The sequence below is a fragment of the Halobiforma lacisalsi AJ5 genome (genome assembly GCF_000226975.2).
In the GTDB taxonomy this organism is placed as follows: Archaea; Halobacteriota; Halobacteria; order Halobacteriales; family Natrialbaceae; genus Natronobacterium; species Natronobacterium lacisalsi.
This window is the reverse complement of the sequence record NZ_CP019285.1, coordinates 1,621,581-1,640,896: the sequence shown is the minus strand read 5'-3', so window position 1 is coordinate 1,640,896 and position 19,316 is coordinate 1,621,581. Positions and strand designations below refer to the sequence as shown.

The window sequence follows — 19,316 nt, the reverse complement described above, 5'->3', positions numbered from 1 at the left end:
TTCCCGCCGATCAGACGGTCTCCATGTGCTCGTGTCGGAGGTCGTCGTCGGTGAGCTCCTGGCCGTGCACCTCCTTCATGTGGTTTCTCGCCAGTTCGATGGCCTCGGATTCGTCCTCCGATTGGACGATGAATCGACAGTCGGCGGCTTCCGTCTCGCAGTCGAGTCGGTGTGCTTGTGGCATGGCTGGTCCCCCAGAGGGGAGCAGGCGCTCGGAGATAAGAGAGCTCCCTCCTGCCGGAACGGCAGAGGGTGACAGGGCTAGCACGCACTGCACGCCGGCTGTCGAGTCGGCGGGTTGCCGAGAGCCACGGGGGGTCGCCGCCAGCACACCTCGTTTGTACGAGGGCCACGTACGTCGACCATGGCGACAGCGTACGCAGCACTTCGGGACCGCCTGCTCGTCTGTCGTGCCGTCGGGGATCACGACCCCGTTCCGAGCGACTGGACGACCGTGACGCGCCTCGAGGGCCACACGCTCGAGTGTGTCGCCGCGTCGGCGGACGCACCGGAGCGGGTCTTCGTCGGTACCTTCAGCGACGGCCTCCACCGGAGCACGGACGGCGGCGACACCTTCGAACGCCTCGAGACTGGGGCCGATTTCGTCAGCGACGCCGTGATGTCGCTGGCCGTGAGCCCGCACGACCCCGACGTCGTCTACGCCGGGACCGAACCCAGCCGCGTCTACCGCAGCGCGGACGGCGGCGACTCCTGGACCCACCTCGAGGGGATCGTCGACCTTCCCTCCGCCGAGGAGTGGTACTTCCCGCCGCGGCCCCACACCCACCACGTCCGCTGGCTCGAGGTGGACCCGTTCGATCCCGACCGGCTCTACGCGGGGATTGAGGCCGGCGCGTTCGTCTACACCGAGGACGGCGGAGAGACGTGGCACGAACGGCCCGAGGGATCGCGCCGGGACAATCACTCGCTCGCGACCCACCCCGACCGCGAGGGACGGATCTACGCGGCCGCCGGTGATGGTTACGCCGAGAGCGACGACGGCGGCGAACGCTGGAGACAGCCCGAGCGAGGACTCGAGCACACCTATTGCTGGAGCGTCGTCCCCGACCCCGGCGACCCGGATCGCGTCCTCGTCTCGAGCGCGAGCGGCGCTTCACGCGCGCACACTGCCGAGTCGGCGGAGTCGTACGTCTACCGCAAAGCAGACGGCGGGCCGTGGGAGCGACTCGAGGATCGGGGCCTGCCGACCGGCGAGGGCGTCGTCCGGGCGGTGTTCGATACCCTCGGTCGGCCCGGCGTCGTCTACGCCGTGACCAACCGAGGCCTGTTCGTCACCGACGACTTCGGCGACGGATGGGATCGCGTGGGGATCGAGTGGAACGAGGAATTCGCGGCACAGACGCCGCGCGGGATCGTGACTCTCCGGTCGTAACGTGATCGAACGGAGACGGGTCACTCGAGCAATGCGATCGCGTCAGTCGACGACGGTCGAGTGCTCGAGCAGGACGACGACCGCGACGGCGTGGACGGGCGCCAGGACGGCCGTCGTCGCGAACGTCCCACCGGGAAGACTCCCGAGCGCCCATCCGGTGAGGCCGACGACGAGGATCACGCCGAAGACCGTCCAGCCGTGGCCACGCGTTCGGCGGACACTCTCTAGCAACGCTCGCTTCGGACCGCGGCCCGCAACGAGCAGGCCCGGAACGACGAAGAGCCGGACGGCGACGGCGAGATACAACACCAGTAGCGGCAGTCCCCACAGGCCCATTCCCTGGAGCGCGTCGATCGATCCGAGCCCCCGCTGGAGGAAGTCGACGGCGAGGACGTACCCGAAGACGGAACCCACAGTCGCGAGTCCTACGTCGCGATCCATCGCACGGGCCATCGTGACGACGCCCGCGAGGACGACCACCAGCAGGGAAAGCAGATACAGCGCGAGCCCCCAGGTGAGATACTCCGGGTGGAGGCCAACCAGCGACTCGAGCGGCGTCTTCGTCCCTGCTACGCCGGTCGGATAGCCAGCGTACGCGAGGTCGATCGAGAGGCCGTTCTCCCGGGCAACGTCCCGCTCGAGAGTAGGGACGGGATCGTATCGTCGGAGCGCGTCGACGACGGTGAGAACGATTCCCGCGACGACGAACGGAACGAACACTTCGGGAATCGTCCGGAGCCGACCGACGGCCATCGAGAGGACGACGTCGACGGACAACTCTCGCCGGTCGCCTCCGTCGATTCGGTCGTGTGAGTGTGACACGGTCAGGTCGCCTCCTCGAGCGCCAACAGTCCGTCGTCGGTGAGAACGTACAGCGTGCCGTCGCCGACGATCGGCTGCGTGAAGTACGTGGCTCCCTTGTAGGTCCACCGTCGGTCGCCCGTCTCGGCGTCGATCGCGACCAGTTCGGAGACCTGGTAGCCGAGGTAGACGACGCCGTCGGCCACGACCGGGTCCGTGTCGGGACCGTAGTCGGCGGTCCACTCCCGTTCGCCGCTCTCGAGGTCGATCGCGTGCAGCGACCCCGCGCCGTCGGTGACGAACACCGTTCCGTCGGCGACGGCGGCGCTGCCGTCGGTGGCGTTCCCTCCGTGGACGTACTCCCAGCGGAGACGGCCGTCGCTCGGATCGAGCAGGACGACGCCCTTCTGTTCGGGAACGACGATCCCTACGTCTGTCACCGTCGGTGGGCGGAAGTTGCGGTATTGCAACGCGCTGTCCGCGTGGGGTTCGGGCCTGACGCTCCAGCGCGTTTCGCCCGTCTCGGCGTCGACGGCGACCACGTCACCGGGGCGACTCGAGACGTAGACTGTGCCGTCGCGGACCGCCGGTCGGTTCGTGCCGATCGACCGCGGGTCGCCGATCGTTCGCTCCCACCGGACGCGGCCGCTGCTCGCGTCCACGGCGACGACGCGATCAGTGTCCGGGACGACCGCATACGCCGTCTCATCGACAGTGACGGGCGACGGTTCACGGGGCGTCGAACTGGACCAGCGCTGGGTCTCTCGGCCGTGACTGTGCCAGCGCTCGGTGCCGATCGACCGATCCCCGACCTCGTAGCCGCCGCCCGCGCTCAATCCGAGCAGTCCGGCCCGGCCGCTGACGACGAGCGTGTCGCTTCGGTAGGCCCTCGCGGCGGCTCGAGCCGGCGTCGACCAGTACTGGCCGTCCCGCGTGAACCGGATCTCGCCGGTGTCGCGATCGAAGGCAACGAGGGACTGGCGGTCGATCACGTACAGCGTCCCTCCGACGAGAATCGGCGGCGTCTGTCCGTACATGGGCGTCTCCGTATCTTGCTGCCATACGATCTCGACGTCGTCTCTCGGACCCGAAGCGGCTGGATTGTAGCCGGTCCCCGCGGGATCGTATCGGGCCATCGGCCAGTCGAAGGCGGAGTTGGCTCCGGAGTCGAGCGGTACTGGCCGCTCGAGGAATCGAACGCCGCCGACGACCCCCGCGAGTCCGAGGGTACCGCCGGCGAGCACGCGGCGTCTGGAGGGCATCGGTTCGATCCTCTCGGAACGGTCGTGTAAATGCTTTCATCATTTGCCGGCCTGCCGACCGAATGCGACTCGAGACGGGGACGCCTCGAGCGCTCGTCGTACTGGGGTCGACCGCGACCGGGAGGCGACGAAATCAGAACAGCGCCCAGACCGCGCCCTGGGCCAGGGAGACGGCGAGCCAGAGCACGATCGCGACGATCGCCAGCACGAACAGGACCCCGGTCTGTTTCACGCTCGAGAGGTCCGCCCACCCTCGTGCGCCGAGCGCGTTCGTGAGCGGGGGTTCGAACGCCGCACCCAGGAAGCCGATCCCAAAGAGGGTGGCAAACGCGCTGATCCGAGTCTCGAGCCCCAGGTTCGGCTGGCCGAGCACCGAACCGACGACGACGAGAGCGATTCCGATACCGAGTCGTTGTGCAGGTGAAACGTCTTCGACGTTGACGTCCATACGATTCCGTCCCACACGTGGTTGATAAATATTGCGCCAGGTTCGAAACGTACTCGAGTGACCGTGCCGAGGCGAAACCGGGTTGCGAGACGGCGATAGTTCGTCCGGAGAACGGTTCGTCCGGCCGAAGATTCGATTGAAAGGGGAACGCGAGCGCCCTCTGTGGATTCCGGGGAACGGTGGCGGGTTCGAAATCCTTTTAGGCGCTACACGGGGATAGTAGGGTAACTGAGTGATATCATGGACGTCGACATCATCTCCGAAGAGGAGAACCCCATGTTGCATCGCACGGACGTCACCTTCGAACTGACCCACGAGGACGCCACGCCCGAACGGCTGCAGGTGCGTGACAGCCTCGCCGCGAAGCTCAACAAGGACGCCGACGAGGTCGTCGTCCGCGAGCTCAACACCAAGTTCGGCATGCGAAAGACCGTCGGCGAAGCCAAGGTCTACGAGAGCGCCGACGCCGCCCGCGACGTCGAACAGGACCATATGCTCGAGCGGAACAAGATCGGCGTCGACACCGACGACGAAGCGGAAGCCGAAGCGGAGGAAGCATAAATGGCACGCTACGACCACTACGGCGACGACGGGAGCACCGAGGGCGAACAGTGTCCCCGCTGTGGCGACGTCTTCCTCGCCGACCACGGCGACCGCAAGCACTGCGGGAAGTGCAGCTACACCGAGTGGGAGTAGCTGACGCCGAGACGCGAGCGTGAGCGTGAGCACCGCTACTCGAGTACTCGGGATCGAAGGCACCGCGTGGGCGGCCAGCGCGGCCGTGTTCGATTCCGGAACGGACGACGTTTTTATCGAAACCGACGCCTATCAGCCAGAAAGCGGCGGCATTCACCCCCGCGAGGCCGCCGAGCACATGCACGACGCGATCCCGAAGGTCGTCGAGCGGGCACTCGAGCACGCCCGCGAGACCCAGGGCGACGAGAGGCCGGCTGGCGAACCGCCCGTCGACGCCGTCGCGTTCTCCCGCGGCCCCGGGCTGGGGCCCTGCCTGCGGACCGTCGGGACCGCGGCCCGCGCGCTGAGCCAGTCGCTCGGCGTGCCGCTGGTCGGCGTCAACCACATGGTCGCCCACCTCGAGATCGGTCGGCACACCTCGGGGTTCGACTCGCCGGTCTGTCTCAACGCAAGCGGCGCGAACGCCCACCTGCTGGCCTACCGGAACGGCCGCTACCGCGTGCTCGGCGAGACGATGGACACGGGCGTCGGCAACGCGATCGACAAGTTCACCCGCCACGTCGGCTGGTCCCACCCCGGCGGCCCGAAGGTCGAGGAGGCGGCGAAGGAGGGCGAGTACGTCGACCTCCCCTACGTCGTCAAGGGGATGGACTTCTCCTTCTCGGGGATCATGTCGGCGGCGAAGGCGGCATACGACGACGGCGTCTCCGCGAACGACGCGAGTGGAGGCTCGTCGGACGGGTCCGACGGCGTCCCCGTCGAGGACGTCTGTTACTCGCTGCAGGAGAATATCTTCGGTATGCTGACCGAGGTCACGGAGCGTGCGCTGTCGCTGACCGGCAGCGACGAACTCGTACTCGGCGGCGGCGTCGGACAGAACGCCCGTCTACGGGAGATGCTCGCGGAGATGTGCGACCAACGCGGGGCCGACTTTCACGCGCCCGAGCCGCGATTCCTGCGGGACAACGCGGGGATGATCGCCGTCCTGGGTGCAAAAATGTACGACGCCGGCGACACGCTGCCCCTCGAGGAGTCACGGGTGGATCCGGACTTTCGGCCGGACCAGGTTCCCGTAACGTGGCGCACCGACGAGCCCGACCTCGAACTCGGCCGCGACCGCGGCACCGTCCAGGGCGCCGAAGCGACCGTCGACCTCGAGCCCGACGCGGGACGTGCGACGAAACGCCGCGAGAAAAAGAGCTACCGCCATCCCGAACTCGACGAGCGGCTCCGGACCGAGCGCACGCGGCTCGAGGCCCGTCTGACCAGCCTCGCCCGGCGGAAGGGCGTTCCGACGCCGGTGCTGTCGGACGTCGATCCGCACGAGGCGCGACTCGAACTCGAGTACGTCGGCGAAGACGACCTCCGCGAGGCGCTGACCCCCGAACGGGTGCGGGACGTCGGGCGACACCTCGCGCGGCTCCACGAGGCCGGGTTCGTCCACGGCGATCCGACGACGCGAAACGTGCGCGTGAACGCGGATCGGACCTATCTCATCGACTTCGGCCTCGGCTATCACACCGACCACGTCGAGGACTACGCGATGGACCTGCACGTCTTCGACCAGAGCCTCGTCGGCACCGCCGACGACCCCGACCCGCTGCGGGCGGCCGTTCGCGAAGGCTACCGCGAGGTCGGCGACGAGCGCGTCCTCGAGCGCCTGCGGGACGTCGAAGGGCGCGGACGGTACGTCGGCGAGTAGCCCGCTTTTGACCCCAACCCCGAACCCGCACCCGAACCCGCACCCGAACCTGACCTCGACCCCGACCCTGACACCGAGGCCTGCCGAATCGCGAACGTTCTTCCGGCCCCGGTTCGATCAGCCGTCATGACCGAGACGACCGTTCTCGTCACCGGCTACGAACCGTTCGGGGAGTTCGAGACCAATCCCGCCCGCCGGATCGCGTGGGAACTCGACGGGGAGACCGTCGGCGACGCGGCCACCGTCGTCGGCCGGGAACTCCCCGTCGTCTTCGACCGTATGGAGTCCGAACTCGAGGGATACCTCGAGGAACACGATCCCGATATCGTCTGCGGGCTCGGCCTCGCCGCCGGTCGCGTGACCCTCTCGCTCGAGCGCGTGGGGATCAACCTCCGGGACACGGCGGGCGTGCCCGACAACGACGACCGCGAGGTGACGGACGATCCCGTGGACGGAGAGGGGCCGAACGCCTACTTCGCGACCCTGCCCCTGCGGGAGATGAAATCCGCGATGCGGGCCGCCGACGTGCCGACGACGCTGTCGACCGACGCCGGCACGCATCTCTGTAACGACTTCCTCTATGCGGCCCGCCACCGTGCGGCGACGGGTGACCGCGAGTTCCGTGCCGGGTTCGTCCACGTCCCCTTCGCCCACGCCGACGCGGCCGAGCGCGACGAGGGCGAGCCGAGTATGGCGCTCGAGGCGATGATCCGCGGCGCCCGCGAGGGGCTGGCAGTCGCGGTAGCGGGTCTCGAGTGATCGAACGAGTCGAGAACGCCCGCTCTCGGCCGCTCTCGGCCGACGAAACCAGCACACAATACTCTTGTTAGGGGAGGACGTATCGCCTCGCATGGCAGAGAAACCGACCTCCGGTGAGATCCTCGGAGTACCGTACAACTTCGAGCGGCCGAGTATCAGCCGCATGCTCTCCTCGTACTGGCAACCCGGCGAGGGGATGCTGGTCGAGAAGCCGTTCGGGATCGGCTACACGCTGAACCTCGCGAACTGGCGCTCGTGGATCGTCGTCGCCGTCGCCGGCGTCCTGCTCTGGCAGCAGGAACAGAGCGGCTCGAGCGGCGACGGGACCACCGAGGACGAACCCGTCGAGGTCATCGTCGACGAAGAATCGGACGACTGATCGGCCAGTCGCTGTTTTGCGACCGTCGCGGGGTCCGTTACTCGAGCGGGACCGAAACTGACCGGCCCTGCTCGGCGGACCGGTAGACCGCGTCGATCACCCGCTGGACCGTCAGCGCCCGCTGGACGGTGTTCCCGTCGGGCGGGCGGCCCTCGCCCGCGGCGACCGCCTCGAGGAAGCGCTCGTCGCTCCCTTCCCAGCCGGTGCGGTCGATCGACCCCTCCGTGAGCGTTGCGTCGAGGTTGTGATCCGTCCCCTGCCTGCCGCTCCGGTGTAGCGTCAGTTTCTCGCCGCCGAGCTCGAGGGTCGCGCCGGCCTCCGTGCCGCGAACGACGAACTCCTGGGATTCGGACTGGTTCGCCGCCCAGGCCACCTCGAGCGAGATCGTTCGATCGTCCGCACAGCGGATCATCGCCGTCGCCGAGTCCTCGACGTCGAAGACGGCCGCTTCGGTCTCGTCGTACCAGTCGCCGGGATCGACGTAGTCGTCGCGGTCGCCGAACTCCGTCCGGGTGACGGCGAAGACCTCCTCCACGTCGGGGAAGTCCATCAGGTAGAGCGCGAAGTCGATCGCGTGGACGCCGATGTCGACGACCGCGCCGCCGCCGGAGAGATCGGCCTCGGTGAACCAGGAGCCGACGCCCGGGATGCCCCGACGGCGGACGTAGTTGGCCTCGACGTGCGTGATCTCGCCGAAGTACCCCTCGCGCCGGTAGTCCGTGAACACCTCGGCCGCGGTCGAGATCCGGTTGTGGAAGTTGACTGCACAGAAGGCGTCGGCCTCCGCGGCGGCCGCGGCGATCCGCTCCGCGCCCTCGAGGTCGTCCGCCAGCGGTTTCTCACAGAGCACGTCGTAGCCGCGCTCGAGGGCGGCTACGACCGCGGGTTCGTGGACGGCGTTGGGCGTGGCGACGGCGACCGCGTCGAGGGCCGCGGCGTCGTACATCGCCTCGAACCCCTCGTAGGTCTCCGCGTCGAAGGTTTCGGCGAACGCCGCTCGCGCCTCCTCGGAAAGGTCGGCGCCGGCGACGACCTCGTGGCCGAGTTCCGCCGCGTTCGTCGCGTGGGTCCGTCCCATGAATCCGAGCCCGACCACCCCGAGCCGGACGGGCGTCTCGAAATCACTCATAATCGAGTAAATTACCTGGAGACGGAAATGGCTGCCCGTCGCGGCAGCGACTGCTTATCGATCGACCTCGCCCATGATGCAGTCGAGGCTGCCGATCGACGCGATCAGGTCGGGGACGTACTCGCCGCGAGCGATCTCCGGCAGCACGGAGAGGTTCGAGAACGAGGGACTCCGGATCTTGAACCGGGCGGGCGTCTCGGACCCGTCCGAGCGGATGTAGATGCCGAGTTCACCCTTCGCCCCCTCGACCGCACGGTAGATCTCGGCTCCGGCGTCGGGTTTCAGGGTCCGGGGGACGTTGGCCTGTACCTCGCGGTCGTCTTCGGGCCACTCCTCGAGCAGGTCGAGACACTGATCGACGATCTTCGCGGACTCCTCGATCTCGCCCATCCGGACGAGCGCCCGCGAGTAGTTGTCCCCGTCGGGTTGGGTGACGACGTCCCACTCGAGGTGCGGGTAGTAGCCGTAAGGGTCGTCCCGCCGGAGGTCGTAGTCGATCCCCGACCCGCGGGCGACCGGGCCTGTGCAACCGTACTCTTTGGCGACCTCCGGTTCGAGGACGCCGGTGTCGACACAGCGGGCCCGGAACAGTTCGTTCGTGACCAGCAGGTCGTGGTACTCGTCGATCTTGGCGGGCAGGGAGTCGAGGACGTCGCGGGTCTCCTCGATGAACTCCTGGCGGGGTTCGGGCAGGTCCCAGGCGACGCCGCCGAGTCGGAGGTAGTTGAACATCATCCGCTGGCCCGTCAGGTCCTCGAGGACGTCGAGGACGAGTTCCCGGTCCCGCATCGCGTACTGGAAGGTCGCGGTGAACTCGCCGTAGACGTCAAGCGCGTAGGTGCCGAGCGCGATCAGGTGGGCGGCCATCCGCGAGAGTTCGGCACCCATCGTCCGGATCACCTGTGCGTACTCGGGGACCTCGAGGTCGGCCAGTTCCTCGGCGGTGCGAGCGTAGGCCCACTCGTTGAGCAGCCCGGAGGAGACCCAGTCCCACCTGTCGGGGTAGGGCATGATCTGGTGGCGGTAGGTTCCCTGCTGGCACATTTGCTCCTCGCAGCGGTGCATGTAGCCGATGTCGGGGTCGGCTTCGACGACCGTCTCCCCGTCGAGCACGGCCTCGACGTGCATGACGCCGTGGGTGGCCGGGTGGTGCGGGCCGAGGTTCAGGAAGAGCGTGTCCGACTCGGCGTCGCGTTCGTCGCCGGCGACCGGGTTCGCGTGTTCGGAGAGCGTGACGATCTGGGGTTGCTCCTGATCGTACTCGAGGCCGAGCGGGTGCCCCTGCCACGTCTCGGGCAGGAGAATGCGCCGGAGATCGGGATGCTCCTCGTACTCGATTCCGACGAGGTCGTAGGCCTCGCGTTCGTGCCAGTTCGCCGTTTCGTAGACCGGCGTCGCGGACTGGCTCGTCGGCCGATCCGTCGCAGTCGGGACGACGACGCTGGCCTCGTTCGTGGGGTCGTCGTAGGACCGTAGATGATAGATCGTCTCGAACCGGTCCTCGTACTGCTGGGCGGTGACGCAGGCGCAGTGGTCGAGTCCCGCGTCTTCGCGGGCGGCGGCGAGTGCGTCCTGTACGTCGTCGGGGCGGATCACGAACGCCGGCGCGTTCAGGTGATCGTCCCGGTCGATGGCGTACGGCTCGAACGCGCGCTCGAGGGCGGTCTCGAACTCGACCGCATCGGGGGCGGACTCCTCCGTTTCCAGTGCCGACTGTGCGGGCATCGGTGTCGGATCTTCGGGGCGCAGACGAGGAGTCGATTCTGCACCACTCGCTAGGGTCTTTATATCGGGCGTCCGAACGGCGACCGATGAAGTCCGTCCGGTTGACGCTCCAGCACGGACCCGACACCGTCCACCCGATGCACCGATTCGTCGCCGACCACGACGCGTTCCACCGGTATCGGCTGGTCAACTGGAACCACGCGAACGACCACAACACGTTGATCTTCCACGTGATCGGCGACCGGAAAGCCTACGAACGGCGGATCGCCGACCTCGAGACGCCGATCGCGGTCGACGTGACCGACGGGACGGACACGGCTCGAGCGGGGGAGGGGAACGAGGACACGGAGCCGTTCTACGTCTACGTCCGCGAGGAACCCGGCAACCTCGGCGAACGGCTCGTCGAGGCCTTCTCGCGCGGGAGTCTGGTCCCGATCCCGCCCCTCGAGTACCGAATGGACTGGTCCGTGCGGTTCGGCCTCGTCGGCGAAGGGGAGGACATCCGGGCCGCGCTCGAGGTCGTGCCGGAGGGGATCGATACGACCGTCGAACGCGTCGGCGAGTACCGCGGCGGGAGCCCCGGCCTCGAGCGATTGACCGAGCGCCAGCGGGAAGCGCTGCGGACGGCGCGGAACCTCGGCTACTTCGCGGTGCCCCGCGAGGCGAGTATCGAGGCGGTTGCCGACGAACTTGGGTGTGCACCGGGAACGGCGAGCGAGCACCTGCGAAAGGCCCAGGAGCGGGTGATGGGACGGCTCGAGTTCTGAGGACGGGAGCGAGACGAGCAGAACGCGGACGCCAGAACGATCGATCGAGCGCACCGCGACCGACGGCTATATTCGCCCGGAGCACCCACCCTCGCACACGCACATGCTCGTTCGGTTCGTCACCGGAAACGAAGGCAAAGCCCGCGAGGCCCAGGCGTACCTGGACGGCATCACCGCCGTCAATCGGGTCGAGTACGACTACACCGAGATCCAGAGCGATTCGCTGGCCGAAATCGCGACACGCGGCGCGCGGGAGTCGTTCGAGGAACTCCCGGGGACCGAACCGGTCCTCGTGGGCGACACCGGCCTGTTCGTCGACGCGCTGGGCGGCTTCCCCGGCCCGTACTCGGCGTACGTCGAGGACACGGTCGGCGTCGAACGGCTCTGGCGGCTGGTCAGCGAGGAGGAGAACCGGCGGGCCCGCTTCCGGACCGTCCTCGGCTACGCCGACGGCGACCGAACCGAGACGTTCACGGGCGAACTCGCGGGGACGATCGTCTCGCCGCGTGGCGAGGGCGGGTTCGGCTACGATCCGATCTTCGAGTACAACGGCCAGACGCTCGCCGAGATGAGCCTCGAGGAGAAGAACGCGATCTCACACCGCGGCCGGGCGCTGGCGACGTTCGCGGACTGGTACGCGGACCACCACTAGACGTTCCAGGGTGCAGGGAGAACGCCGAGAGCGGTCAACACGACGGCCGGAAACCTGTACGCGACCACGAAGCGGATCGAAAGGTCGTCTCGAGCCCAGAGAGACACCGCGACCGGAACGAACGGGACGACCAGAACCGCCCAGACGGCGATCGGGCGTTGTCCACCCTCGTTCATACGCCCGATATCGCAGCCGGAACTGGTTACTTTTCCGGGATATCGGCGTGGTTCGAGCCGCCTCCTCTCGAGAACGGGACGTGGCTCACTCGAGTTCGTCCGGCGTTCCGCGACTCCGGGGATCCAGATCCGGCCCGGGATACGCCCCGCCCTCGACTTCCTCGTAGAGGCTTTCGGGATCGAACAGTCGCGCGAACGCGTCCGGCGGGCGGACGCTGACGGAGACGTGTGGCTGCATCGAGAGGCCCGCCTTCGCCGACCCGAGTCGCTCGTCGTAGGACAGCAGGTGTGCCGCCGACCCGCGGTAGGCCGAGGCCAGCGCAGGGTGGTCCTCGGGCGGGTGGTCGACCGCGACCCGTTCGGCCTCGAGTCGCTCGCGGTGGGCAGCGGCGAGGTCGGCGTCGGCCACGGCCGTAACGAGGCGTTCGGTCCGCTCGAGCAGGTGATCGCTTGCGACGAGGTCGACCCAGGAGTGACGACGGACGTGATCGAGCGCCGCGCGGGCGTCGCCGCCGACGAGGAGGTCGGCGGCGAGGACGTCGGCGTCCGCGACGACGCGTGCGGGGTTGGGTCGGTCGGCGTCAGTCACCGTCCTCACCCTCCGTTTCGGCTTTTATCGTCTCGAGATCGTCTGCCGTCTCCCGGATTCGTTCGAGGGACACGTCGTACTCGGCTCCGCGCTCGAAGAGTTCCGCCCAGGTGGTCATCGGTGGCTGTTGGAAACGCGCTCTCAAAAGGAACGGGGTCAGTCGACCCGCTCGAGGAGCCAGAACGCGGCCGCGCCGACCGCGAAGGCGACGCCGACGTTGATCGCCAGTCCGAGGACGCCGACGCCGACCACGAGCGCGAGCGACCGTCGGTCCGAGACGGGTGCGAACGCCGCCCGGCCGAGTTCGAACGCGACGACGACGAGCAACACCCCAAGCAGGGCCATCGGGAAGGCCGAAAGCATCGCGCCGGCGGCGACGAGCGCGAGCGCGAGGTAGCCAAGCCCAAGCAGGACGTTCGCGCCGCCGGTCCGCGCGCCGAAGGCGTACTTGCCCGCCAGCCCGCCGCTGCCGTGACACATCGGGATCCCGCCGAACGGCACCGCCACGAGGCAGGTCACGCCCATGCTCTTCGACAACGCGTCGGCCGAGACGTCCCGGTCGTAGAGATCGCCACAGAGCAGCGCCGTCGCGATGGCGGCGTTCCCGATCGTCATTCCCAGTTGGGCGACGGTGCCCTCGACGGCGGCACCGGAGAGGGCGGGCGTGCCCGCGGGAAACACCGCGAGTTCGGGGACCTGGAGTGTCGGAACGCCGACCGTCGCAACCGCCGCGCCTGCGCCGATCCCGAGGACGACGAGGACGCTCGTCTGCCGGTAGCCGGCCACCACGACGGCGCCGACGACGGCGAACCCACCGACGGCGACGACCGGCGCGTCGGCCACGAGCCCGACCGCGGCCTCGAGCAACAGCAGGGCGACGGCGAACTGGATCCCGCGGACGACCGGCTCGCCGACGACCCGCTGGAGCCGGCCCACGAGTCCGAACTGGCCCACCGTGAGCAGGACCGCGCCCGCGAGCAGTCCGGCGGCGGCCAACTCGGGGTAGGACAGCGAGCCGACGATCGCCAGCCCGACCAGCGCCTTCATCGGCTCGACCGAGAGCGGCATCCCGTAGTACAGCCCCCAGACGATCTGGAAGACGCCGAACCCGACGAGGACGTGCGGGAGGGAGACGGACGTCGTCGCGGCCAGTGCGACCAGGAGTGGAAGTACCGTAACCGAATCACCTAGCGCACCCGTCAGCTCGGACGTCGAGAACTCGAGCCCGTCGGCAGCGTCCGAGCGGAACGAGTAGGACATCTATCGGCCATATGCCGGACTGACTCTTCACTGTTTCGCGTAACTCTCCGGGTTTGCATTCGTCTCTTCAGTAACCACTATAGTTTACGCCGACTGTCATTCCGCCGTAGCGTGCCGACGGACCACCACCCCTAAGACCGATCGCTCGGTGAGTTCGGACGTGAGCGAACTCGGCAAGATCGATCGATCCTTCTTCGACCGCCACGTCGCGCCCAACCTCGGCGCGCAACGCGACGACGTCGCCATCGGTCCCCAGCACGGCGTCGATTTCGGAGTCCTCGACGTCGACGGCCGCGCGCTCGTGACTGCGACGGACCCCATCTCGATCCTCCCGCCGCTGGGCCTCGAGCGGGCCGCGCGGTTCGCGCTGGACCTGATCCTCGCGGACGTCGCGGTCAGCGGCGTCGCGCCCACCCACCTCTCGGTGTGTTTCACCCTCCCGGAAACGATGACCGACGAGGCGTTCGCGACCGTCTGGGAGACCTTCGACGAGGAGTGTACGGACCTCGGGATCTCCGTCGTCACCGGCCACACCGCGCGCTACTCCGATCCGACCTACCCCTGGATCGGCGCGGCGACCGCGATGGGCGTTGGCGACCACGACGAGATCGTCCGCCCCGACGGGGCGACCCCCGGGGACCGGCTCCTGCTGACGACCGGGCCGGCCGTCGAGTCCGTCGGCCTCCTGAGCACGCTCTACGGCGACCAGCTGGAGCTCCCCGAGAACGTCCTCGCGGACGCACGGGAGCGCCTCGAGGAGGTCTACGCCGTCCGGGACGCCCTCGCGGCGGCCGAGGCCGGCCCCGTGACCGCGATGCACGACGTGACCGAAGGCGGCCTCGCCGGCGCGTTGAACGAGATGGCCGCCGGCGCGGGGGCGCGCTTCGCGATCGACCGGGAGGCCGTCCCGCTGCGGCCCGGCGTCGCCGAGGTCTGCGAGGCGCTCGAGATGGACCCCTGGGCGGCGACCAGTTGCGGCGCGCTGGTGATCGCGGTCGACCCCGACGGCGTCGACGACGTCCGCCGGGCGCTCGAGGACCGGGGGACGGTCGTCGCAGAGATCGGCCGGGTGGAGTCGGCGGACGGCGACGGCGAGGTACGCGTCGACGGCGAGCGACTCGAGCACCCGACCGTCGATCCGTCGTGGGCGGCGTACGCGGAACTGGCCGAATCGGCGGCTGATCCGCCCGAGAAGTAAGTTCGCGCTCCGGGTCCGACGGTGACGTATCACTCGGGCGAAGTTTTTTGGCGGTGGCCGAGGGACGTAGCGACGGCGCCCGGTCCCGGCGTTCCGCGGACCCTTTGCGACCGACGAACACGGCCACCGACGGGAACGCGCCGCGGAAGGATCGGCGTCCACCGCGAGTTCACATGGCAGACTCAGACTACTCCGGGGAGGATCCCCGCTCGACTGCATTCGAACCGATTACCGACTACGAATCGCTTCGCGACCGCGACGGGGTTCCATACCACGAGGACAGCGACGTCGTCGACGAAGCGGTCGTCGATCAGGTAGCCGACCTCGCCGATCTCGCCGCCGTCGGAATCACGAACCCCGACGGTGACCTGCTGTGTCGGCGACTCACCGACACCTGCTCGTGGAAGCTTCCCGTGGCGACGGTCGGCCCCGACGAGGACTTCGCGGCGGCGATCGTCGATCACGTCCGGGAGACCATCGGCTTCGACGTCGAACTCGAGTCGATCGAGACCGTTTTAGACGTCGATCTCCGGACAGAGGACGGGAAGAAAACGGCCTCGCGCGGGTTCGTCACCTTCGCCGGCACACCGGTCTCGGGGAACTACGACCTCGAGGCGGTCACCCCGAACGGCGACCCGGTCGAGGAGGCGGGCTGGTTCGACGAACTTCCCGACGACGCCGACGAGATCCCCGGGACGGAACGGTTTCTCGAGTGATCGGCCGCGGCTGACGGCTTCGTCAGTTTGCGCCCGTGCCGGCGTGTGCTGCCGTCTAGCCGCAGGCCCGGTCCGGTTCGTCCCACTCCCAGTCGGCGCGCGCGAGTAACTCGGGGTTCGCCGGTTCACACAGCGGGTCCGGGTCGACGATCCGCTCCGATCGCATGCCCGAGACCGAGCCCTCGAGCGTCGACAGGGCGTCGGTGGCGGGCGCACGGGCGAGCGTGGGCGCTCCGTCGACGCGGTGGAGGCGGCGATCGGCGGGGTGGGTCGGCGAGTGTGACCGCTCGAGGACGGGTCGATCGGCAGCGGGCGCGCCGACGGCACCGTGCCAGAAGTTCCCCGTCCCGCCCTCGCTCCAGACGCGAAGCGTCCCGAGCCGCGCGGTCGCGTGCTCGTGGTTCCCGACGAAGTCGTTGCCGGTTACCTCGTTTGTCGGCAGGAGGTGATTCGCACGCATCCCCTCGAGGTTGGCCACGAGGGCGTTGCCCTCGTAGATCGAGTGGCCCGCGCCGGTGGTCAGCCCGACGTCGGTCCCGGTGACGAGGTTCCCGGCGACGTAGGACCGCGACCCGGACGTGACGATCCCCTGGGACGCATCACGGATCTCGTTGCCGACGACGGCGTTGTGCTCGGGGTCGGTCATGAGGTCGATCCCCGTCGAGGACGCGTCTTCGATCCGGTTGTCCGCGATCAGCGCGCTCGAGGTGTACATCAGGTGGACGCCGATCCGGTTGCCCACGAGGTGGTTGTTCCGGTACACGATACCGTCCGAGCGGTGGAGGTAGATCCCGTCGCGACCGTCGACGAACCGCGAGTCCTCGACGACTGCGTCGGGCGAGCGGACCGCCGTGACGCCCATGTACCCCTCGTCCCAGCGGTCGCTGCCGTGGACGGAGACGTTCCGGACGACGCTCTCCGGGGCGTCACGGAGCAAGACGCCGGTAGCCGGCGTCTCGATCGTCACGTTCTCGACGAGGACGCCGCCGGCGTCGGCGACCGCTATTCCGGCATCGCTCCGCCCGTAGGCCATCTCGAGGGCGTCGCTGGCCCCGGCTTCGCCATCGTCGGCCTCGGGTTCCGTCGCATCCCCCACGCCGTCGATCCGGAGGTCGACGACCGCGGCGTGGTCCGACTCGATGACGACGACGGAACCGTTGCCGTCGCCCCGGAGGACTGGCTGGCTCTCCGTACCGTCGCCGTCGCTCCGGCCGGCAAGCGTGATCGGCCGATCGATCTCGAGGGCGTCCCCGTCCTCCTCTCTATCCCCGTTCGACACCTCGTGGACGCCGCCGGGAACGACCACCGTCGAATTCGGCGGGGCCGCCTCCACGGCCGCCTCGAGCGTCGGAGCGTCCTCGCCGACGACGACCTCGACGGGGCGCTCACGCAGGCGGTTCGCGTCCTCGATGCGGTCGTCGGCCCGCGCGTGTCGACGGTCGACCCGGTCGCGGACGACCCCCGCGTCGTCGACGTCGAACTCGCGCTCGAGGAGGGATTCCCACCCGACCACGGTACCGCCGTGAGCCGCCGCGAACGCCGCTGCGTCGTCGCGATTCCCGAAGGGAACGACCGTCTCACCGGCCGGCGTTCGCGCGTCGCTGTCGACGACGTAGGCGGCCGACTCGGCATCGGTCCACGACGGGGGCCCGGCCGCGACGGGATATCCCTCCTCGGTGAGGCTGACGTCGACCGTCGAGTAGTCCGTGACGTACGCCGCGATCGGGTGGCCGAACCGCTCCTCGTGGCGGGGGCCGGCCCGGTCGTCGACGAAACGCTCGACGCCACGGTAGCCGACGACGTACTCGTACTGGGAGTAAAAGACCTGAACCTTGGGCACCTCGATCCCGCGGTCGTCCGGCGAAGGCTCGTTCTCGAGGACGACGCCCGTGGTGACGGTATCGTGGAACGGGACCGGTTCCGGCTCCGGCTCCGCCGAGCCCGCATCGACGACGAACAGGCCTGCAGCGCAGACGACGAGGAGGAGGAGCCCGATCGAGACGAGACGGCGACGCGAAACGGCCATTCGTATCCTCGACTGGGCGCGCAGCGACAATAGGTCGTCTGGTACGACCATCGAAGGACGGGTTTCTCGAGGGGTCGAGCCGCCCGATTCGTGTCGGGAGACCGTTGCGGTTTTAGCCCGCGGTTCCCTTGGTCCGGCAATGACAGACCGTTCGCCGTTGCGACCCTGGTCCCGACGTCGACTGCTGGCCGCGGCCGGCGTCGGCTCGGTCACCGGGCTCGCCGGCTGTACCGGCGGCGGGGACGCCGACGACGTCGTCGATCCCGACGACGACGACGGGGACGAGGACGCCCGCTCTCCACACCTCGTCGACCACCCCGTCGACGAACCGCTCTCCTTCGAGAGCGACCACCTCTGTGGCGTCTGTACGATGGGTGTGGTCAACTACCCCGAGCGAAACGCCCAACTCGCCCACGAGAACGGCGAGGGAATCCCCTTCTGTAGCCCCGGCTGTCTGTTTGCCTACTACGTCGCCCCGGACCACTTCGACGGACCGGACAGCCCGGTCGCCAACGTCTGGGTGACCGACTTCGACACCGGCGAGTTGATCGACGGCTTCGAGGCCTACTACGCGCTGGAACGGGACGAACTGCGGGCCGACGACCCGATGAAGATCGATCCGCGCGTCTACGCCGACGAGGAGACCGCCCTCGAGTACGTCCGGCAGTACGACGACCTGAGCGAGGACGACGTGATCGGTCTCGAGGAAGTCGACGAGGACGTAGCACGGATCTACCGGAGCACGCGGTTGCCGTGACCCCGGTTCGCGCCGGGCCGACGGCTCACAGCGGCTGGTAGTAGGGCAGCGGCACCGCCGGCAGCCCGACCCCGAACGTCGCGAGCCCGTGTTGCAGCGGGACGTAGCCGAGCGCGACGAACGCGACGCCCAGGACGCGGTGCAGCCTCATCCGGGTCTCGAGGCTGAGCGACTGGAACAGCGTGCCATAGAGGAACAGCGACGGCACGGTCCCGAGCCCGAGCGCAGCGAGCGCGAGGACGCCCTCGACGGGCGATCCCCGGACGAACGCGTACAGGAACGCCGGGTAGAGCAGCGGACACGGGAGCAGGCCGTGGGCCGCCCCGAGACCGGCGATCCGGACGTCGCCGACCCAGGCGTCGACGTTCGCGAGCAGCCGCGCGTGGACGCGCTCGAGGAGCGGCGTGACGAACGGGAGCCGGACGGACCCGCCGACGAGTCCCCGACCGGCCAGGTAGTGGAGGCCCATCGCGACGATCAGCGTGCCGACGACGATGCCGGCGACGGCGTGAACGTCGGTCGCGACCGCGGTCACGGTCCGCGGGGAGACGAAGACGGCCGCGCCGGCGAGGCCGAACAGCCCGCCCAGAAGCGCGTAGCTCGCCGCGCGCCCGAGGTTGAACAGCGCGTGCTGGCGGACCATGCCGAGGGTGAGTTCGGTCCGTGCCGCCGGGCCGTCGTTGCCGGCACGAAGCCGGTCGGAGTAGGTCGTCACGAGCGGGCCACACATCCCGAGACAGTGGGCCCCGCCCAGGAGCCCGATCAACGCGAAGACGACGACGCCGGCCGGTTCGACGGCGGTCGGGTCCAGCGCCGGATCGTAACACTGCTCGAGGACGATCCGCGGACCCAGCGCCGGAACGATAGCGGACGCCATCCCG

The 19,316-nt window shown here is 68.8% G+C and carries 23 protein-coding genes; 11 read left to right on the top strand and 12 right to left on the bottom strand.

The annotated features are described in order from the left end of the window. Nucleotides 1-10: 10 nt before the first annotated feature. The gene (locus CHINAEXTREME_RS07820; protein WP_007140104.1) at nt 11-184 is read right to left on the bottom strand and encodes a DUF1059 domain-containing protein; all 174 of its coding nucleotides are present in this window, start codon (nt 182-184) and stop codon (nt 11-13) included. Nucleotides 185-364: 180 nt separating this feature from the next. Between CHINAEXTREME_RS07820 and CHINAEXTREME_RS07815 the strand changes: the two genes are divergently transcribed. Then, on the top strand, nt 365-1,393 hold the full coding sequence (locus CHINAEXTREME_RS07815) for a WD40/YVTN/BNR-like repeat-containing protein (RefSeq protein WP_007140105.1): 1,029 nt from the start codon (nt 365-367) through the stop codon (nt 1,391-1,393). 42 nt (nt 1,394-1,435) lie between these two features. Here CHINAEXTREME_RS07815 and CHINAEXTREME_RS07810 read toward each other — a convergent pair whose 3' ends face one another. The 3 genes from CHINAEXTREME_RS07810 to CHINAEXTREME_RS07800 all read right to left on the bottom strand — a co-directional run bounded on the left by CHINAEXTREME_RS07810 (nt 1,436) and on the right by CHINAEXTREME_RS07800 (nt 3,904). Continuing rightward, a complete protein-coding gene (locus CHINAEXTREME_RS07810) occupies nt 1,436-2,215 on the bottom strand; it encodes a hypothetical protein (protein WP_007140106.1) in 780 nt (259 codons plus the stop codon). 2 nt (nt 2,216-2,217) lie between these two features. Next, nucleotides 2,218-3,456, bottom strand: a complete 1,239-nt coding sequence (locus CHINAEXTREME_RS07805; RefSeq protein WP_029601517.1) for a PQQ-binding-like beta-propeller repeat protein — start codon at nt 3,454-3,456, stop codon at nt 2,218-2,220. Nucleotides 3,457-3,589: 133 nt separating this feature from the next. Next, entirely contained in the window at nt 3,590-3,904 is a 315-nt protein-coding gene (locus CHINAEXTREME_RS07800; RefSeq protein WP_007140108.1) for a hypothetical protein, read from the bottom strand. A gap of 240 nt (nt 3,905-4,144) precedes the next feature. Between CHINAEXTREME_RS07800 and CHINAEXTREME_RS07795 the strand changes: the two genes are divergently transcribed. From CHINAEXTREME_RS07795 to CHINAEXTREME_RS07775, 5 genes are all read left to right on the top strand, one after another. After that, entirely contained in the window at nt 4,145-4,465 is a 321-nt protein-coding gene (locus tag CHINAEXTREME_RS07795) for a 30S ribosomal protein S24e (protein ID WP_007140109.1), read from the top strand. After that, a complete protein-coding gene (locus CHINAEXTREME_RS07790; protein WP_007140110.1) occupies nt 4,466-4,600 on the top strand; it encodes a 30S ribosomal protein S27ae in 135 nt (44 codons plus the stop codon). It abuts the gene before it with no gap. A gap of 25 nt (nt 4,601-4,625) precedes the next feature. Then, nucleotides 4,626-6,302, top strand: a complete 1,677-nt coding sequence (locus tag CHINAEXTREME_RS07785) for a bifunctional N(6)-L-threonylcarbamoyladenine synthase/serine/threonine protein kinase (protein ID WP_007140111.1) — start codon at nt 4,626-4,628, stop codon at nt 6,300-6,302. 126 nt (nt 6,303-6,428) lie between these two features. Beyond that, nucleotides 6,429-7,061, top strand: a complete 633-nt coding sequence (locus tag CHINAEXTREME_RS07780) for a pyroglutamyl-peptidase I family protein (RefSeq protein WP_007140112.1) — start codon at nt 6,429-6,431, stop codon at nt 7,059-7,061. A gap of 91 nt (nt 7,062-7,152) precedes the next feature. Then, entirely contained in the window at nt 7,153-7,440 is a 288-nt protein-coding gene (locus CHINAEXTREME_RS07775; RefSeq protein ID WP_007140113.1) for a DUF5808 domain-containing protein, read from the top strand. Between the two features lie 37 nt (nt 7,441-7,477). On the opposite strand, the gene CHINAEXTREME_RS07770 is transcribed toward CHINAEXTREME_RS07775, so the two are convergent. After that, on the bottom strand, nt 7,478-8,569 hold the full coding sequence (locus CHINAEXTREME_RS07770) for a Gfo/Idh/MocA family protein (protein WP_007140114.1): 1,092 nt from the start codon (nt 8,567-8,569) through the stop codon (nt 7,478-7,480). A gap of 54 nt (nt 8,570-8,623) precedes the next feature. Next, nucleotides 8,624-10,294 (bottom strand): NADH-quinone oxidoreductase subunit D, encoded by a 1,671-nt coding sequence (locus CHINAEXTREME_RS07765; RefSeq protein ID WP_007140115.1) that lies wholly within the window; start codon nt 10,292-10,294, stop codon nt 8,624-8,626. An 86-nt stretch (nt 10,295-10,380) separates the two neighbouring features. Between CHINAEXTREME_RS07765 and CHINAEXTREME_RS07760 the strand changes: the two genes are divergently transcribed. Both CHINAEXTREME_RS07760 and rdgB read left to right on the top strand, forming a co-directional pair. Next, complete coding sequence (locus CHINAEXTREME_RS07760) at nt 10,381-11,061, top strand: helix-turn-helix domain-containing protein (protein ID WP_007140116.1); 681 nt, start codon at nt 10,381-10,383, stop codon at nt 11,059-11,061. Nucleotides 11,062-11,164: 103 nt separating this feature from the next. Next, complete coding sequence (gene rdgB / locus CHINAEXTREME_RS07755; protein ID WP_007140117.1) at nt 11,165-11,713, top strand: RdgB/HAM1 family non-canonical purine NTP pyrophosphatase; 549 nt, start codon at nt 11,165-11,167, stop codon at nt 11,711-11,713. Here the strand turns inward: rdgB and CHINAEXTREME_RS07750 are convergent. From CHINAEXTREME_RS07750 to CHINAEXTREME_RS07740, 4 genes are all read right to left on the bottom strand, one after another. Next, nucleotides 11,710-11,889, bottom strand: coding sequence for a hypothetical protein (locus CHINAEXTREME_RS07750; protein ID WP_029601516.1), 180 nt, complete (start codon nt 11,887-11,889; stop codon nt 11,710-11,712). The two genes, rdgB and CHINAEXTREME_RS07750, sit on opposite strands and share 4 nt — an antisense overlap. Nucleotides 11,890-11,974: 85 nt before the next feature. Beyond that, on the bottom strand, nt 11,975-12,478 hold the full coding sequence (locus CHINAEXTREME_RS07745) for a DUF7384 family protein (RefSeq protein ID WP_007140118.1): 504 nt from the start codon (nt 12,476-12,478) through the stop codon (nt 11,975-11,977). Then, nucleotides 12,471-12,596, bottom strand: a complete 126-nt coding sequence (locus tag CHINAEXTREME_RS22420) for a hypothetical protein (RefSeq protein WP_274520352.1) — start codon at nt 12,594-12,596, stop codon at nt 12,471-12,473. The genes CHINAEXTREME_RS07745 and CHINAEXTREME_RS22420 overlap by 8 nt, the downstream gene beginning before the upstream one ends. Nucleotides 12,597-12,634: 38 nt before the next feature. Continuing rightward, nucleotides 12,635-13,738 (bottom strand): putative sulfate/molybdate transporter, encoded by a 1,104-nt coding sequence (locus tag CHINAEXTREME_RS07740; RefSeq protein ID WP_007140119.1) that lies wholly within the window; start codon nt 13,736-13,738, stop codon nt 12,635-12,637. Nucleotides 13,739-13,898: 160 nt separating this feature from the next. Here CHINAEXTREME_RS07740 and CHINAEXTREME_RS07735 point away from each other — a divergent pair, with 160 nt between their 5' ends. After that, nucleotides 13,899-14,936, top strand: a complete 1,038-nt coding sequence (locus CHINAEXTREME_RS07735) for an AIR synthase family protein (protein ID WP_029601515.1) — start codon at nt 13,899-13,901, stop codon at nt 14,934-14,936. A 173-nt stretch (nt 14,937-15,109) separates the two neighbouring features. Next, nucleotides 15,110-15,652: an NUDIX hydrolase gene (locus CHINAEXTREME_RS07730; RefSeq protein WP_007140121.1), complete on the top strand. Its 543-nt coding sequence runs from the start codon at nt 15,110-15,112 to the stop codon at nt 15,650-15,652. Nucleotides 15,653-15,707: 55 nt separating this feature from the next. Here the strand turns inward: CHINAEXTREME_RS07730 and CHINAEXTREME_RS07725 are convergent, their stop codons facing one another. Then, nucleotides 15,708-17,678, bottom strand: coding sequence for a NosD domain-containing protein (locus CHINAEXTREME_RS07725; protein ID WP_007140122.1), 1,971 nt, complete (start codon nt 17,676-17,678; stop codon nt 15,708-15,710). Nucleotides 17,679-17,817: 139 nt separating this feature from the next. On the opposite strand from CHINAEXTREME_RS07725, the gene CHINAEXTREME_RS07720 reads away from it, so the two are divergent. Then, nucleotides 17,818-18,435: a nitrous oxide reductase accessory protein NosL gene (locus CHINAEXTREME_RS07720; protein ID WP_007140123.1), complete on the top strand. Its 618-nt coding sequence runs from the start codon at nt 17,818-17,820 to the stop codon at nt 18,433-18,435. Nucleotides 18,436-18,460: 25 nt separating this feature from the next. Here CHINAEXTREME_RS07720 and CHINAEXTREME_RS07715 read toward each other — a convergent pair whose 3' ends face one another. Beyond that, a complete protein-coding gene (locus tag CHINAEXTREME_RS07715) occupies nt 18,461-19,312 on the bottom strand; it encodes a sulfite exporter TauE/SafE family protein (protein WP_007140124.1) in 852 nt (283 codons plus the stop codon). Nucleotides 19,313-19,316: the final 4 nt, after the last annotated feature.

Excerpts from the sequence above, each read along its gene's own strand:
- CHINAEXTREME_RS22420 (WP_274520352.1), bottom strand. The coding sequence starts at position 12,596 with ATGACCACCTGGGCGGAACTCTTCGAGCGCGGAGCCGAGTACGACGTG.
- CHINAEXTREME_RS07815 (WP_007140105.1), top strand. The coding sequence starts at position 365 with ATGGCGACAGCGTACGCAGCACTTCGGGACCGCCTGCTCGTCTGTCGT.
- CHINAEXTREME_RS07820 (WP_007140104.1), bottom strand. The coding sequence starts at position 184 with ATGCCACAAGCACACCGACTCGACTGCGAGACGGAAGCCGCCGACTGT.
- rdgB (WP_007140117.1), top strand. The coding sequence starts at position 11,165 with ATGCTCGTTCGGTTCGTCACCGGAAACGAAGGCAAAGCCCGCGAGGCC.
- CHINAEXTREME_RS07715 (WP_007140124.1), bottom strand. The coding sequence starts at position 19,312 with ATGGCGTCCGCTATCGTTCCGGCGCTGGGTCCGCGGATCGTCCTCGAG.
- CHINAEXTREME_RS07725 (WP_007140122.1), bottom strand. The coding sequence starts at position 17,678 with ATGGCCGTTTCGCGTCGCCGTCTCGTCTCGATCGGGCTCCTCCTCCTC.
- CHINAEXTREME_RS07720 (WP_007140123.1), top strand. The coding sequence starts at position 17,818 with ATGACAGACCGTTCGCCGTTGCGACCCTGGTCCCGACGTCGACTGCTG.
- CHINAEXTREME_RS07805 (WP_029601517.1), bottom strand. The coding sequence starts at position 3,456 with ATGCCCTCCAGACGCCGCGTGCTCGCCGGCGGTACCCTCGGACTCGCG.
- CHINAEXTREME_RS07750 (WP_029601516.1), bottom strand. The coding sequence starts at position 11,889 with ATGAACGAGGGTGGACAACGCCCGATCGCCGTCTGGGCGGTTCTGGTC.
- CHINAEXTREME_RS07770 (WP_007140114.1), bottom strand. The coding sequence starts at position 8,569 with ATGAGTGATTTCGAGACGCCCGTCCGGCTCGGGGTGGTCGGGCTCGGA.
- CHINAEXTREME_RS07780 (WP_007140112.1), top strand. The coding sequence starts at position 6,429 with ATGACCGAGACGACCGTTCTCGTCACCGGCTACGAACCGTTCGGGGAG.
- CHINAEXTREME_RS07730 (WP_007140121.1), top strand. The coding sequence starts at position 15,110 with ATGGCAGACTCAGACTACTCCGGGGAGGATCCCCGCTCGACTGCATTC.
- CHINAEXTREME_RS07740 (WP_007140119.1), bottom strand. The coding sequence starts at position 13,738 with ATGTCCTACTCGTTCCGCTCGGACGCTGCCGACGGGCTCGAGTTCTCG.
- CHINAEXTREME_RS07800 (WP_007140108.1), bottom strand. The coding sequence starts at position 3,904 with ATGGACGTCAACGTCGAAGACGTTTCACCTGCACAACGACTCGGTATC.
- CHINAEXTREME_RS07775 (WP_007140113.1), top strand. The coding sequence starts at position 7,153 with ATGGCAGAGAAACCGACCTCCGGTGAGATCCTCGGAGTACCGTACAAC.
- CHINAEXTREME_RS07765 (WP_007140115.1), bottom strand. The coding sequence starts at position 10,294 with ATGCCCGCACAGTCGGCACTGGAAACGGAGGAGTCCGCCCCCGATGCG.
- CHINAEXTREME_RS07790 (WP_007140110.1), top strand. The coding sequence starts at position 4,466 with ATGGCACGCTACGACCACTACGGCGACGACGGGAGCACCGAGGGCGAA.
- CHINAEXTREME_RS07795 (WP_007140109.1), top strand. The coding sequence starts at position 4,145 with ATGGACGTCGACATCATCTCCGAAGAGGAGAACCCCATGTTGCATCGC.
- CHINAEXTREME_RS07760 (WP_007140116.1), top strand. The coding sequence starts at position 10,381 with ATGAAGTCCGTCCGGTTGACGCTCCAGCACGGACCCGACACCGTCCAC.